This window comes from Nocardioides albidus, from assembly GCF_006335005.1.
Classification (GTDB): Bacteria; Actinomycetota; Actinomycetes; order Propionibacteriales; family Nocardioidaceae; genus Nocardioides; species Nocardioides albidus.
The window spans coordinates 159,183-173,233 of sequence record NZ_VDMP01000023.1; the positions used below are offsets into that span (position 1 = coordinate 159,183).

Below are 14,051 nucleotides of genomic sequence, written 5' to 3' on the forward strand. Positions count from 1 at the left end.
GAGGCGGCCGGCTGGAAGGTCGCCGCCGCCGACAACTGGTACGGCACCGTCCCGGCCACCACGGTCTACTACCCGAAGGGCAAGAAGGCCGCCGGCGAGCAGCTCGCCCTCGACCTCGGTGTCGCCCGCGTCCAGCCCGCCGACACCGACAGCGACATGAGCGACACCAACCTCACCGTCATCCTCACCGGCGAGCTGGATTGAGCCACGCGGCGCGAGCGCGTCGCTCGTGCCGCGCGACCCGGCGGTCGCCCTCAGGGGCGGCGTGATGGGATGGGTGGGTGAGGTTCTCGTCCGTCGAGGGTGAACAGCGCTACCAGGCGCTGGTCCGCGTCGCGTCGCGCTCCGTCGTCGGCCTCGACTTCGACGGCACTCTCTCGCCGATCGTGGACGACCCGACCCGGGCCCACATCCACCCGGACGCACCCGAGGTCCTGGTCGACCTGGCCCAGGAGGTCGCGGCGATCGCGGTCATCACCGGGCGCCCGGCCCGGCAGGCCCTCGACCTCGGCGGGCTCGAAGAGGTCGGCGACGCGCTCGACGCGGCCGGCAAGGAGCTCTACGTGTTCGGCCAGTACGGCAACGAGCGCTGGAGCTCGCGGCACCGGCGCATCGTCGGGGCGCGGCCGCCGCGTGGGTTGGCGACCTTCGAGCGCGATCTGCCGCGGGCCCTGCGCACGGCCGGGGCGAGCGAGGCGTACGTCGAGGACAAGGGACTGGCCGTCGCCGTCCACACCCGCCGGCTCCCCGATCCCGAGGGCGCCTTCGACCGCCTCCTGCCGTCGCTACGGGCGCTCGCGGATCGTCACGGCCTGGTCCTCGAGCCCGGCCGCTCGGTGATCGAGGTGCGCTCGGCGGGCTCCCACAAGGGGATGGTCGTGGAGCGTCTCGCCGCCGATCTCGGGGCCGAGGGGTTCCTGTTCGCGGGCGACGACCTCGGCGACGTCGAGGCGTTCGAGGCGCTCGAGGCGCTCGGCGATGGCGGGCTCGCCACCCTGCGCGTGTGCTCGGCCTCCGACGAGCAGAGCGCTCTCATCGCGCTCTCCGACGTGGTGGTGCACGGCCCTGCCGGCGTACTCGAGCTGCTCGGCGGGTTCGCGGCCGACGCCCGCGCCGTACGCCGCTGATCCCATATCTTGGACACCTGTCTCGTCATCCGGGATGCCGATTGGGAGGCGGAGGCCTCCGCCCCCTAGGCTGAGCCTGCTCATCCAGAGGGACTGAGGGAACGGCCCTGAGAAGTCCCGGCAACCGCCGCGAACTCCCGTCGCACACCTGCTCGCAGGGGTCGGCGTCGCGGAAACGGTGCCAAATCCGACCCGCGCGAGAGTCGCCGGGACAGATGAGAAGGAGGAATCCATGAGCGCCGTTGTGACTGACGAGGTCCAGACGACCACCCCGGCCCGGACCGGACTGCGCGAGGGCGCGTTCGGCAACGCCACCGCCCTCTCCTGTCGTGAGTGCGGCCACCGGGTCGACCTCGGCCCGTTCTACGCGTGCCCGGAGTGCTTCGGGCCGCTGGAGATCACCTACGACTTCCCGGTCGTGACCCGCGAGGAGATCGAGGCCGGCCCGGCCAACATCTGGCGCTACAAGGCGCTCCTCCCGGTCCCGAGCGACATCGAGACCAGCCCCAACACCGAGCCCGGGTTCACCCGGCTGCTCAAGGCCGACAACCTCGGCCGCGAGCTCGGCATCGCCAACCTGTGGGTGAAGGACGACACGACCAACCCCACCAACTCGTTCAAGGACCGCGTGGTCGCCTGCGCGCTGAGCGCCGCCCGCGAGCTGGGCGCCAAGGTCTTCGCGTGTCCCTCGACGGGCAACCTCGCCAACGCCGTCGCTGCCGCCGGCGCCCGCGCCGGGATCAAGACCGTGGTCTTCATCCCGAGCAACCTCGAGCACGCCAAGCAGGTCAACTCCGCCATCTTCACCGACGGCCTCGTCGCCGTCGACGGCAACTACGACGACGTCAACAAGCTCGCCTCCGAGATCGCCGGCGAGGAGGAGGGCTGGGCGTTCGTCAACGTCAACGTGCGGCCCTACTACGCCGAGGGATCCAAGACGATCGGCTACGAGATCGCCGAGCAGCTCGGCTGGCGGCTGCCGGACCAGGTCGTCCTCCCGGTCGCCTCGGGCTCCCAGCTGACCAAGGTCGACAAGGCCTTCCAGGAGCTGATCAAGCTCGGTCTCGTCGAGGACAAGCCCTACCGCATCTTCGGCGCCCAGGCCGCCGGCTGTGGCCCGGTCGCGACGGCGTACAAGGCCGGCACGGACGCGATCCGCCCGGTCAAGCCCGACACCATCGCCAAGAGCCTGGCGATCGGCAACCCGGCCGACGGCATCTACGTCCTCGACATCGCCCGCCGCACGGGCGGTGCCGTCGAGGAGGTCACCGACGACGAGATCCGCGCCGGCATCGTGCTCCTCGCGCGCACCGAGGGGATCTTCGCCGAGACCGCCGGGGGTACGACGACCGCGGTCACCAAGAAGCTCGTCGAGACCGGCCAGCTCGACCCCGAGCTCGAGACGGTCGTCGTCAACACCGGCCACGGCCTCAAGACCCTCGACGCGATCGCCGACCAGGTCGGCGCCGCGGCGACGATCGCGCCCACCTACAGCGCCTTCAAGGCCACGGGCATCTGAGCGTCGATCCCACCACCCCGCACCGAGCAGAAGAGAGCACCATGGCAGTCAGCGTCCGGATCCCGACCATCCTGCGCACCTACACCGGCGGCGAGTCCGAGGTCAGCGCCACGGGTGCCACGCTCGCGGAGATCCTCGACGACCTCGACGCCAACTACGCGGGCATCAAGGGACGCATCCTCGACGAGGACGGCAAGCTGCGCCGGTTCGTCAACGTCTACGTCAACAACGACGACGTGCGCTTCGAGCAGGACCTGCAGACCCCGACGCCCGACGGCGCCGAGGTCTCGGTGATCCCCGCCGTCGCCGGCGGCTGCTGAGCCCGCAGGTCTTCAGGCCTCGAGCCTCGGGCTCGGCTCAGGCCAGCAGCCGGGCGGCGAGGTCGGCGCTGGCGCGGTAGTCGACCTTGCTGACCGGGGTGCGCGGCACCTCGTCGACGAACAGCACGGTCTTGGGCACCTTGTAGTTGGCGATCAGGGCGCGGCAGTGGTCGCGGACGTCGTCCTCCGACAGCCTTGCGTCGGCGCGCCGCTGGACGAGCGCGGTGACCTGCTGGCCCCACCGCTCGTGCGGGGTGCCGACCACGACGGCGTCGAAGACGTCCTCGTGGCGCAGCAGCACCGCCTCGACCTCCTCGGGGTGCACCTTCTCGCCGCCGGTGTTGATGCAGACCGAGCCGCGGCCCAGGACGGTGACCGAGCCGTCCTCCTCCCGCCGGGCGAAGTCGCCCGGGATCGCCCAGCGCACGCCGTCGATCTCCTTGAAGGTGGCGGCGGTCTTGACCGGGTCCTTGTAGTAGCCGAGCGGCACCGGTCCGCAGCGGCCGAGCATCCCGTCGACCCCGACCGGGCACGGCTTGAAGTCCGGGTCGAACACCTCGACCTGCTCGGTCACGGTGAACCGCGGCGCGCTCTGGCCGCCGTCGGTGCCGTCGTCCATCCGGGAGCCCGCGGCGCCGGACTCCGAGGAGCCGTAGGAGTCGAGGATGAACCGGCCGGGCAGGGCGCGGCGGATCTCCTCGCGTACGCCGTCCGACAGGGGAGCGGCGCCGTTCGAGACCGCCGCCAGGCTGGACAGGTCCCACCGGTCGGGCTCGGCGAGGATCGCCTCCGCGACCGGGCGTCCCATCGCGTCGCCCAGGAAGGTCAGGGAGACGACGCGCGCCTTCTCGACGAGGTCGAGGATCCTCACCGCGTCGAAGTGCGGCTCGGTGTAGAGCGCGACGGTCTGGCCGGCGACGTGGGCGTTGCCGAGGATCCACTGGCTGCCGCCGTGCATCATCGGCCCGCACGCCAGCAGGACCATCGGGCTCTCGACCGCGACCGCCTCCTCGACGAGCTGCTCGACCGAGTCCAGCGGGGCGCCGTACCGCGCGGCGTTGAGCGCGGCACGGATCAGGTCCTCGTTGCGCCACACGACGCCCTTCGGGGAGCCGGTGGTGCCTCCCGTGTAGAGCACGTAGTGGTCGTCGGCGCTGCGGCCGGTGATCCTCCGCTCGGGGGAGGCGGCGGCCAGCGCGGCGTCGTACTCCTCGCCGAGGACGAGGGTGTGGCGCAGGGTCGCGATGTCGAGCTCGGCGAGCGCGCCGGCGTACTCCGGCGCGACGATCGCGGCGACGCAGTCGGCGTTGTCGTAGAGATAGGCCAGCTCGTCGCGCAGGTACTTGTAGTTGATGTTGATCGGGACGGCGCGCGCCTTGAGGCAGCCGTAGAGCGCGTCGACCCACTCGATCCGGTTCGCCGAGTGCACGGCGACGTGCTCGCCCGGCCGGATCCCCAGCTCGACGAGGTGGTTGGCCAGGCGTGTCGAGCGCTCGTCGATCTCCGCGAAGGTCCAGACCCGGTCGCCGGTGTGGATCGCGGTGCGCCCGGGCAGGGCGTCGGCCATCGCCTCCAGGATGTCGGCGAGGTTGATCGGCCGGGCGATCGGCTGGGCGGTCGGCTGGGCGGTCGATCGGGAGGGCGGAGAGCTCGGGGTGGTGGGGGTCACAGGAGAAGAGTGCCAAAATAGAACACGTTCTCGCTACACAATGGTCCGGTGACCGACCATCGCTATGCGCTCGAGCTGGAATGGCAGGGCAACCGAGGGACGGGGACCTCCGGCTACCGCGACTACGACCGCGCGGTCCTGCTGCGGGCCGAAGGCAAGCCGGACCTGCTCGGATCGGCGGACCCGACCTTCCGCGGGGACGCCTCCCGGTGGAATCCCGAGGAGCTGCTCCTCGCCGCGCTCAGCCAGTGCCACCTGCTGTCCTATCTGCACTCGGCGGTCAACCACGGGATCGTGGTCGTCGCCTACGCGGACTCACCGGTGGGCGTCATGGAGCAGGTCGGTCAGGGTGGCCGGTTCACCTCGGTCACGCTGCGTCCGCGGGTCACCGTCGCGGACGCCTCGATGGTCGAGGTCGCGCGGGAGATCCACGGCGAGGCCGGCCGCAACTGCTTCATCGCGGCGTCGGTGAGCTTCCCCGTCGGTCACGAGCCCGAGGTCGTGCCCGCGTAGCCGGACGTGCGGCTCCGCGTGACGAAGGCGATCACCGCGAACGCGACGAGGAGGGGGAGGTGGCGCACGGACTAGGGTCGCGTCCCATGACGTCGCTCCTCCTCGCCACCTTCGACCTGATGCCCGACGGCGAGTCGGGCGGCTCCGGGCTGGTCGCGGCGCTCGCCGCGCGGGGCGTCCCCGCCCGCTGGGCGAGTTGGAGCGACCCGGCCGTCGACTGGGCGGCCGCGGACCTGGTGGCCGTCCGCTCCACCTGGGACTACCACCGCCGGCTCCCGGACTTCCTGGCGTGGGCCCGGGAGGTCGAGGGCGCCACGTCGCTGCTCAACGGGGCCGAGGTGTTCGCGTGGAACGCGGACAAGGCCTACCTCGTCGAGCTCGCGGACGCCGTACCCACGGTCCCGACGGCGCTGCTCGACGACGCCGACCTCGCCGGCGGTCTCGCCAAGGCGCTCGACCGTTGGGGGAGCGTGGTCGTCAAGCCGCGCACCGGCGCCGGCGGCGTGGGCGTCGTGGTCGCCGAGCGCATGTCCGACCCGCGTCTCGAGGGACTGGTGGCCGGACCCTGGATCGTGCAGCCGGTCGTGGAGTCCGTGCGCACGTCCGGGGAGTCGTCGGTCTACGTGTTCGACGGCGTCGCGGTCGCCCAGGTCGACAAGCGCGCCGCTGCCGGGGAGGTGCGGGTGCACGAGCTGTACGGCGGGCGCAGTGATGTCGTGCCGCTCGATCCCGAGCGCGCCGACGTCGCGGTCGCCGCCGTCCGCTCGGCGGCCGCGGGCCGGGGTGCCGACCTCGCCTACGCCCGGGTCGACCTCATGGCCTGGGACGGCGCGTGGGTCGTCAGCGAGCTGGAGCTGATCGAGCCGGGCCTCTATCTCGACGTCGCGCCGGGCGTGGCGGAGCCGTTCGCGGACCTCGTCGCGGGCCGGCTGGGCGTCTCCTGAAAGGCCCCTTCTCCTTGCACTCGCCATGGTCGAGTGCTAAACATGACGTTGGCACTCTCGCCTTGAGAGTGACAACGGACATCGCGAAGGAATCGCAGGAGTTATGTCGAAGCTGATTGCTTTCAACGAGGAGGCCCGCCGCGGTCTCGAGCGTGGCATGAACACGCTCGCGGACGCCGTCAAGGTCACCCTGGGCCCCAAGGGCCGCAACGTCGTTCTGGAGAAGAAGTGGGGCGCCCCCACGATCACCAATGACGGTGTCTCCATCGCCAAGGAGATCGAGCTCGAGGACCCCTACGAGAAGATCGGCGCCGAGCTGGTCAAGGAGGTCGCGAAGAAGACGGACGACGTCGCCGGTGACGGCACGACGACCGCGACCGTCCTCGCCCAGGCGCTCGTCAAGGAGGGTCTGCGCAACGTCGCGGCCGGCGCCAACCCGATGGGTCTCAAGCGCGGCATCGAGGCCGCCGTCTCCGCCGTCTCCGAGCAGCTGCTCGGCATGGCCAAGGACGTCGAGACGCGCGAGCAGATCGCCGCCACCGCCACCATCTCCGCCGGTGGCGACGCCACCGTCGGTGACGCCATCGCCGAGGCGATGGACAAGGTCGGCAAGGAGGGCGTGATCACGGTCGAGGAGTCGAACACCTTCGGCATCGACCTCGAGCTCACCGAGGGCATGCGGTTCGACAAGGGCTACATCTCGGCCTACTTCGTCACCGACCCCGAGCGCATGGAGACCGTCCTCGAGGACGCCTACGTGCTGCTGGCCAACAGCAAGATCAGCAACGTCAAGGACCTGCTGCCGCTGCTGGAGAAGGTCATGCAGTCGGGCAAGCCGCTCGTCATCATCGCCGAGGACGTCGACGGCGAGGCGCTGTCGACCCTGGTGGTCAACAAGATCCGCGGCACGTTCAAGTCGGTCGCCGTCAAGGCCCCCGGCTTCGGCGACCGCCGCAAGGCCATGCTGCAGGACATCGCGATCCTCACCGGCGGCCAGGTCATCTCCGAGGAGGTCGGCCTCAAGCTGGAGACCGCCGGTCTCGAGCTGCTCGGCCAGGCCCGCAAGGTCGTCATCACCAAGGACGAGACCACCATCGTCGAGGGTGCCGGCGACGCTGCCCAGATCGAGGGCCGGGTCAACCAGATCCGCGCCGAGATCGAGAAGTCGGACTCCGACTACGACCGCGAGAAGCTGCAGGAGCGCCTCGCCAAGCTGGCCGGCGGCGTTGCTGTCATCAAGGTCGGCGCGGCCACCGAGGTCGAGCTCAAGGAGCGCAAGCACCGCATCGAGGACGCCGTCCGCAACGCGAAGGCGGCCGTCGAGGAGGGCATCCTCCCCGGTGGTGGCGTCGCGCTGGTCCAGGCCGGCTCGACCGCGTTCGACAAGCTCGACCTCGAGGGTGACGAGGCCACCGGCGCCAACATCGTCAAGGTCGCGCTGTCGGCTCCGCTCAAGCAGATCGCCATCAACGCCGGCCTCGAGGGCGGCGTCGTCGCGGAGAAGGTCGCCAACCTCCCCGCCGGCCAGGGCCTCAACGCGGCCACCGGCGACTACGTCGACCTGCTCGCCGAGGGCATCATCGACCCGGCCAAGGTGACCCGCTCGGCGCTGCAGAACGCCGCGTCGATCGCCGCGCTGTTCCTCACCACCGAGGCCGTCGTGGCCGACAAGCCGGAGAAGGCCGCCCCCGGTGGCGACCCGACCGGTGGCATGGGCGGCATGGACTTCTGAGTCCCGCCTGCTTCACCTGCTTCATCCCACAGGGCCCCCGCTTCGGCGGGGGCCCTGTGGCATTTCGCTGCCGGTCGCAGCCCGTATGTCGCAGCCGGCGTACGGAGGCTCAGGCGGTGATCAAGGTGGCGCCCATGGCGGCGATGTGCGTCGGCGTCGAGCCGCAGCAGCCTCCGACCAGGTCGATCCCGAGCTCGGCCAGCCGGGTGGCGTGCGTGGCCATCTCTTCCGCCGTGGCGTCGTACTCGAAGTGGTCGCCCACGACCTGCGGAAGGCCGGCGTTGGACTGGGCGACCAGAAGGAGGTCGTCGGTGCGGGCCTGCGTCATCTCCGCGGCGATGATCTCCATCTCCGCGGGCCCGCGACCGCAGTTGGCCCCCGCGGCGTCGGCACCTGCCGCGGCGAGGTGTGCCACGGCGTCACCCGGGCGGACGCCCATCATGGTGCGCAGATTGGTGTCGAAGCTCATCGTCACGACGACCGGAAGGTCGGGCGCGACCTCCCGCGCCGCGGCGAGGGCCGCGTCAGCCTCGCCGAGATCGCTCAGCGTCTCGACCAGCACCAGGTCGATCCCGCCCTCGACCAGCGCGGTGAGCTGTTCGGCGAACAGGGCCTGGGCCTGCTCGCCGGTCAGGGCTCCGAGCGGGGCCAGCAGCTCGCCCGTCGGGCCGAGGTCGCCGGCGACCAGCAGCCCGTGCTCGTCCGCCACCGATCGTGCGATCTGCGCCGCCGCCCGGTTCACCTCGCCGACGCGGTCGCCGAGCCCGTGCAGGTCCAGGCGCGGCCGAGTGCCGCCGAAGCTGTTGGTCGTCAGCAGCCGCGCCCCGGCCGCGGCGTAGGCCGCGTGCGCCGCGCGCACCGCGTCGGGATTCTCGAGGTTCCAGAGCTCTCCGGGTACGCCGTCCTCGAGGCCGCTGTCTTGGAGCAGCGTGCCCATGCCGCCGTCGAACAGCACCGGACGGTCCGTGCGCAGCAGCGCCCTGAGCCGGTTCACTTGCCGAGCTCGTCGAGGTAGCCGGCGATCCTGTCGGCCGGCCACTCCGCGTCGAGCTCGGCGGCGACGCGGTCGAGCACCTCGCTCGGCGTACCGTCGGCCTCGGTCCAAGGAGACCGTTCCCAGCCCGCCAGATAGTCGTCGGCCCCGGTGTCACCGAGCCGCATCGCAGCCTCGTCGATCGCCTCTTGGAACCGCGGTGCGAGCTGCACCTTCACCGTCTCCTCGTCCGTCCGAGCCGCAACCATCGAGGGAAGGTCGCGCCACCGGGTCACCTGGTACTCCGCCATGTGGCGCAGCCTAGGTCCGGCGGCGCGTCTCGACGGAATCATCCGGAGAGTGAGCGGCACCGGGCATGGTCATCGGCAGGCTGGGTGTGGCCGAAAGGCGGCGAAAAGGACGCGCGTCAGCGGAACCCGTTGTGCTCGACGACGAGCGGAGACTTCAGCGAGTCTCGGGCCCGCTCGACCCGAGGAGAAGCAACCACAGCGTTCCTCAGCGCCGCTTTCGCGGCTTTGATGGCCGCTCCAGTGGCGAGCCATATCCGACGACGTGCCACCACCCGCAGTAGGGGCAATGGACGGCGTCCGCGCCCTTCGCTACGCGCACCGCGATGCTCGCAGCCTCTATTTCAGTCTCGATCGGCGCACGCTTGGTCGAGCAACGGACTCCTCTCATGATGCGGACGGTACCTCGCTTCAACGGCGCTCGGGGGCGACTGCGCCGGTTGCTGTTCAGCCGCGCCCGGCACCGCGCCGGCCGCCGGCGAGGCATCCGTGCATCCCTGGGGTCCGCATATCTGCTGTTTATCCCGGCAAGGCGGCATGACGCTGGATTGACCAGAAGTGTCGGAGGGTGCTGCTTCGATCGTCGTCCGTCCTTATCTGCGGATGAACCGTCGCGATCGAAAGGCCAGCAGTGACTACCTACATCACCCACGTTCGCTTGAGCCCTCCGAGCTCGAACGACCACCAGCACATCACGGATGTGCGCTGGTCGCAGCCCGGACAGACCGGAAACTGCAGTAGAGCCGCCATGGTCGAGTTCATCGACAAGGGAAACACAGTCTTCGTCGGCGGGAACCCCGACGCCCAGGTGGGCGTAGTGAAGGGCACGCCGCCCTATCTGCGCACATACGCAGACGGGAACTGGACCAACAACTTGCTGAGCCTCCCTCGCTTCTGAGCAGGGCGGACCGACGCCAGCGGTGAACGCGGTGGCTGACCGCGCGGTCCACGGCGGTGTGTCGCATCGACCGGGGAATAGCGGAGGCGTGCCGGCGAGCTGCCTCATGTTTTGCCTCACGCCGCGGCCACCTGGGCCCTACGCTGCGGAAGAGACGAGAGGGGACGTCGGAAAATGACCTCCAAGAAGGCCACGCCGGCCAAGAAGGCCACGCCCGCCAAGAAGGCCACGCCGGCCAAGAAGGCCACGCCGGCGAAGAAGGCCACGCCGGCCAAGAAGGCCACGCCCGCCAAGAAGGCCACGCCGGCCAAGAAGGCCACGCCGACCAAGAAGGCCACGCCGGCCAAGAAGGCCACGCCGGGGTCTGCTGCGAGCTCAAGGTTCTTCGCTGCGGCCCGAAAGCGGGCAGAGAGGTTGACCAAGGATCCCGAGAAGCTACAGAAGATCGCTGAGGAGTCCTACAAGAGCGGCGCGGCACGGAGTGGGCCGTTTGCCGCCGTGATGGACGACTTTCGTGTGCTGATCCGTTTAGTTGTCGCCTACGCGCGTGGGCACTACCGCCAGATCCCCCCGGACGCGCTCGTTGTCATCGTCGCGGGCTTGGTGTATGTCGTATCTCCGGTGGATCTGATCCCGGACTTCCTGCCTGGCGGGTTTGCCGACGATGCCGCTGTCATCATCTGGGTCGTGAAGACAGTAAGGAGCGAGCTGGATGCCTTCCGGGCATGGGAGCTCGGCGGTGGCGCCGTAAGCATGTAGTCGCTGTCGCGTTGGTCGGGGATGCGTCCGGGTCGCGCCGGATAGACGGCACTACGAGGACGGGGCTGCCAACACCGCACGCATGAGGGACGACGCCCGTTCCGGAGCTCCCCGCTGCCGCCTGGCGGTCGTTCATGCTGCGTAGTACGGGGCGACAATGGCGAACTGACCAAAAGAGTCGACGACTGGTGGTAGCCATTGGAGGGTGTCGGACGAGATACCTACGGTGGGGCTGGATGGCCGAGTTGAGCAGCGGTTCCGCGACTTCGCGATCACAGTGCGCCTACTTGACGCTGCTGACGCCGAGATCGATCTCACCGATCACACGGGCGTGTTGGGCAGTTGGCGGGAAGGGATCAAGTTCCTCCGCGCGTCGGGCCTGACGTCCGTTGACGGTCTCCGCCGCGCACAGCTCGGTGCTATCCACGCTGTCCTCGCGCACTGGTCAACGGGAACGATGGACCCGGCCACGGTGGTCCTGCCGACCGGCACTGGCAAGACCGAGACGATGCTGGCGCTGCTTGTCGCTGCGCCGATTGAACGCCTGCTTGTGGTGGTGCCGACCGATGCCCTGCGGAGTCAGTTGGCAGCGAAGTTTGAGGTGCTGGGCCTCCTTGGTGAGCTCGGTGTGCTGCCAGATGGCGCGATGAAGCCTTCGGTCGGTCGGGTGCTCGGCGGATGTAGCGAGGTCCACGACATGAGGGCGTGCGTCGACAGCGCCCAAGTCATCGTGACGACACCGAACTCGATCAATGCGTGCAGCGCTGAAGCGCGAAAGGTGCTATTCGATGCATGCACGGCCCTCTTCTTCGACGAGGCACATCACGTCCGGGCCCAGACTTGGTCTCGAATCCGCGATGCATTCAGAGGACGGCCCGTTGTCCAGTTCACCGCGACGCCATTTCGGGAGGACGGGAAACACCTCCAAGGCAAGTTCGTCTACGTGTTCCCGCTCCGCGAGGCTCAACAAGACGGCGTCTTCAGCGAGATCCGGTATGAGTCCGTGTTTGACCTCATCAACCCGGACGAGGCCATCGCCGAAGCAGCCCTGAAGATCCTGCGCGACGACCTCGACGCAGGGCTCGACCACATCTTGATGGCCCGTTGTGACACCCAGAAGCGCGCCGACGACGTCCATCGCATCTATCGCCAAAAGGCCCCCGAGTTCGCGCCCGTCGTCATCCACTCGGGCATGACGACTCGCCAACGAGCGGGAGCCATGGACGAAGTCACCTCTCGTCGTTCCCGCGCTGTTGTGTGCGTCGACATGCTGGGTGAAGGATTCGACTTGCCTCAGCTCAAGATTGCAGCCATTCACGACCCACGAAAGACACTCGGCCCCACGCTCCAGTTCGTTGGCCGATTCGCGCGCGTCGCAGCCGGCACGGGCACGGCAGCGATGGTGGCGGCTCGCTCCGAGAAGTCCCAAGACAACCGGTTGTCGCGCCTCTACACCGAAGACGCGGACTGGAACCGCTTGGTGTCTGAACTGTCGTATGGCGCAATCCTCGAGCAGCAAGCCGTGACTGAGTTCGAAGAGGGCTTCGGCGACCCGGAGTCCAGGACCGCCACCCGAACAATCGCGCCCAAGATGAGCGCGGTCGTGTTCGAGACGAGCTGCGAAGAATGGGACCCGGCAGCCATCGCCGATGTGATTCCTGCGTCGGACATCCTTACGACGCCGCTTCCCGTCAATCACGCTGCAAACGTCGCATGGTTCGTCCGGCGCAGCCGCCAAGACGTGCCATGGGTCGACGGCCCTGGCGTTGAGGACGTTGTCCACGACCTATTCGTCCTGCACTGGGACCGGGAGACTCAACTCCTCTACATCAACCATTCGGCCAACGATGGCGTCAATGCCGATCTCGCGGCGGCGGTGACAGGCGGCACCTCGTCCTTGATCGACGGCGAACGGGTCTACCGCGCGATGGGGGAGATGCAACGGGCGGTCCCAACCAACGTCGGCGTGCTCGACATCTACAGTCGATCGCGCCGGTTCGCAATGTACGCGGGTGCCAATGTCCACGACGGACTGGAGCCGACCGAGGAAGCGACCAAGGTGCAGACCAACGTGTTCGTCTCCGGCTTCAGGGACGGTGACCGAGCCACCGTGGGCGTCAGCCTCAAAGGCAGGATCTGGAGCTACCTGGCAGCCAGGAACCTCCTCCATTGGATCGAGTGGTGCAAGGACACCGGCCGCCGCTTGCAAGACGACGCCATCGATGTCGCCGAGATCAAACGGAACTTCATCAAGCCCGTAGTGCTGACCGCTTGGCCGGAGGGCAGCACGGCCTTAGCCGCCGATTGGGCGACGGACACCCTGCTCAATCCGGCCCAATCGCTAGTGGTCCGATTCGGTGAACGCGATGTACCGATTCACGACGTAAGCCTCGAGATCCGGCGCGACCTAACGACAACAGGCAACGTGGTCGTCGCTGTCGTATCCGATGAGGATGAGGCGCGCTACGAACTGCGTCTGGGTGAAAACGGTATGAGCGCACATGCGCTGGACACAGAGATCGAGTTCTCGACCACTCAGAGAACCCTCCCGGGATCCCGTTACTTAGTTGACCCCGGCATCCTCATCCACTTCGGAGGAGATGCGGTCGTCTCCTCAAATGGGGTGCTCTTCCAACCGAACCGCGAGATCGAACCCATCCGGCGAGAGTCCCTCGTAACCATCGACTGGCGCGAGGTCGACATACGCCGCGAGTCAATGACAACGCCGGAGGACTGGGCCGCTGTGCAGGGACTCGCTCTTGGGCTACTCCTCCTTGAAGATTGGGACCTGATCGTCGACGACGACGGGCCCGGCGAGGTCGCAGACCTCGTGGCGATCAAGCGAACTGACGACGACCGCCTGCTCATCAAGCTCGTGCACTGCAAGTACTCCCATGGTGACGCCGCAGGTGCACGCGTCGCAGACCTCTATGAACTGTGCGGTCAGGCGCAGAAGAGTACGGTGTGGCGCCGGAACCCCGTCGAGATGCTCCAACGTCTCGTGAAACGAGAACGGGGCCGACTCCTGAGAACCAAGCCAAGCGGCATGCGACGAGGCACGAGTTCCGACCTTCTCCGGCTCACTGGCGAGGCCCGAGGAATCCGCGCTGAGCTTGAGGTAGTTCTCGTCCAACCTGGATTGAGTCGCAGCGGTGCTTCGCAGGCGCAGCTGGACGTGATCGGCGCAACCCGAATGTATGTCCGGGACACCGCGAACGGAACGACAACGGTTCTATGTGCGGAGTAGGTGCCGAACCCGACTCGCTCTCTGCAGACGTTCATTGGGCGC

At 68.6% G+C, this 14,051-nt stretch carries 13 protein-coding genes and 1 riboswitch; of the genes, 10 read left to right on the forward strand and 3 right to left on the reverse strand.

Features of this window, described 5'->3' with window-relative positions:
- From FHP29_RS10465 to FHP29_RS10480, 4 genes are all read left to right on the forward strand, one after another.
- Nucleotides 1-204 (forward strand): LytR C-terminal domain-containing protein (locus FHP29_RS10465; protein ID WP_139622900.1); only part of this gene is annotated, 204 nt, incomplete at its 5' end.
- 77 nt (nucleotides 205-281) lie between these two features.
- Nucleotides 282-1,127, forward strand: a complete 846-nt coding sequence (gene otsB, locus FHP29_RS10470; RefSeq protein WP_139622811.1) for a trehalose-phosphatase — start codon at nucleotides 282-284, stop codon at nucleotides 1,125-1,127.
- Nucleotides 1,128-1,204: 77 nt separating this feature from the next.
- Nucleotides 1,205-1,349, forward strand: a riboswitch (SAM riboswitch).
- Nucleotides 1,350-1,359: 10 nt separating this feature from the next.
- A complete protein-coding gene (thrC, locus tag FHP29_RS10475) occupies nucleotides 1,360-2,646 on the forward strand; it encodes a threonine synthase (protein WP_139622812.1) in 1,287 nt (428 codons plus the stop codon).
- A gap of 41 nt (nucleotides 2,647-2,687) precedes the next feature.
- Entirely contained in the window at nucleotides 2,688-2,966 is a 279-nt protein-coding gene (locus FHP29_RS10480; protein WP_139622813.1) for a MoaD/ThiS family protein, read from the forward strand.
- A 37-nt stretch (nucleotides 2,967-3,003) separates the two neighbouring features.
- On the opposite strand, the gene FHP29_RS10485 is transcribed toward FHP29_RS10480, so the two are convergent.
- Entirely contained in the window at nucleotides 3,004-4,635 is a 1,632-nt protein-coding gene (locus tag FHP29_RS10485) for an acyl-CoA synthetase (protein ID WP_139622814.1), read from the reverse strand.
- Between the two features lie 48 nt (nucleotides 4,636-4,683).
- Here FHP29_RS10485 and FHP29_RS10490 point away from each other — a divergent pair, with 48 nt between their 5' ends.
- From FHP29_RS10490 to groL, 3 genes are all read left to right on the forward strand, one after another.
- On the forward strand, nucleotides 4,684-5,148 hold the full coding sequence (locus FHP29_RS10490) for an OsmC family protein (RefSeq protein WP_139622815.1): 465 nt from the start codon (nucleotides 4,684-4,686) through the stop codon (nucleotides 5,146-5,148).
- 86 nt (nucleotides 5,149-5,234) lie between these two features.
- Nucleotides 5,235-6,092 carry an ATP-grasp domain-containing protein gene (locus tag FHP29_RS10495; RefSeq protein WP_139622816.1) on the forward strand — a complete coding sequence of 286 codons (858 nt, stop codon included), beginning with the start codon at nucleotides 5,235-5,237 and terminating at the stop codon, nucleotides 6,090-6,092.
- Between the two features lie 103 nt (nucleotides 6,093-6,195).
- Nucleotides 6,196-7,824, forward strand: coding sequence for a chaperonin GroEL (gene groL, locus FHP29_RS10500; protein WP_139622817.1), 1,629 nt, complete (start codon nucleotides 6,196-6,198; stop codon nucleotides 7,822-7,824).
- Between the two features lie 109 nt (nucleotides 7,825-7,933).
- Here the strand turns inward: groL and FHP29_RS10505 are convergent, their stop codons facing one another.
- On the reverse strand, nucleotides 7,934-8,818 hold the full coding sequence (locus FHP29_RS10505; RefSeq protein ID WP_205014014.1) for a homocysteine S-methyltransferase family protein: 885 nt from the start codon (nucleotides 8,816-8,818) through the stop codon (nucleotides 7,934-7,936).
- Complete coding sequence (locus FHP29_RS10510; protein ID WP_139622818.1) at nucleotides 8,815-9,108, reverse strand: virulence factor; 294 nt, start codon at nucleotides 9,106-9,108, stop codon at nucleotides 8,815-8,817. Before FHP29_RS10510 ends, FHP29_RS10505 begins: the two co-directional genes overlap by 4 nt.
- 628 nt (nucleotides 9,109-9,736) lie before the next feature.
- Here FHP29_RS10510 and FHP29_RS10515 point away from each other — a divergent pair.
- The 3 genes from FHP29_RS10515 (at nucleotide 9,737) to FHP29_RS10530 (ending at nucleotide 14,009) form a co-directional block, all read left to right on the forward strand.
- Complete coding sequence (locus tag FHP29_RS10515; protein ID WP_139622819.1) at nucleotides 9,737-10,003, forward strand: DUF3892 domain-containing protein; 267 nt, start codon at nucleotides 9,737-9,739, stop codon at nucleotides 10,001-10,003.
- A gap of 174 nt (nucleotides 10,004-10,177) precedes the next feature.
- Nucleotides 10,178-10,762 (forward strand): YkvA family protein, encoded by a 585-nt coding sequence (locus tag FHP29_RS22195; protein ID WP_205014016.1) that lies wholly within the window; start codon nucleotides 10,178-10,180, stop codon nucleotides 10,760-10,762.
- 205 nt (nucleotides 10,763-10,967) lie between these two features.
- Nucleotides 10,968-14,009, forward strand: a complete 3,042-nt coding sequence (locus tag FHP29_RS10530) for a DEAD/DEAH box helicase (protein ID WP_139622820.1) — start codon at nucleotides 10,968-10,970, stop codon at nucleotides 14,007-14,009.
- The last annotated feature ends 42 nt before the right edge of the window (nucleotides 14,010-14,051 follow it).

Coding starts and splice junctions, on each gene's coding strand:
- thrC (WP_139622812.1), top strand. CDS start 1,360: ATGAGCGCCGTTGTGACTGACGAGGTCCAGACGACCACCCCGGCCCGG.
- FHP29_RS10480 (WP_139622813.1), top strand. CDS start 2,688: ATGGCAGTCAGCGTCCGGATCCCGACCATCCTGCGCACCTACACCGGC.
- FHP29_RS10495 (WP_139622816.1), top strand. CDS start 5,235: ATGACGTCGCTCCTCCTCGCCACCTTCGACCTGATGCCCGACGGCGAG.
- groL (WP_139622817.1), top strand. CDS start 6,196: ATGTCGAAGCTGATTGCTTTCAACGAGGAGGCCCGCCGCGGTCTCGAG.
- FHP29_RS10510 (WP_139622818.1), bottom strand. CDS start 9,108: ATGGCGGAGTACCAGGTGACCCGGTGGCGCGACCTTCCCTCGATGGTT.
- FHP29_RS22195 (WP_205014016.1), top strand. CDS start 10,178: ATGACCTCCAAGAAGGCCACGCCGGCCAAGAAGGCCACGCCCGCCAAG.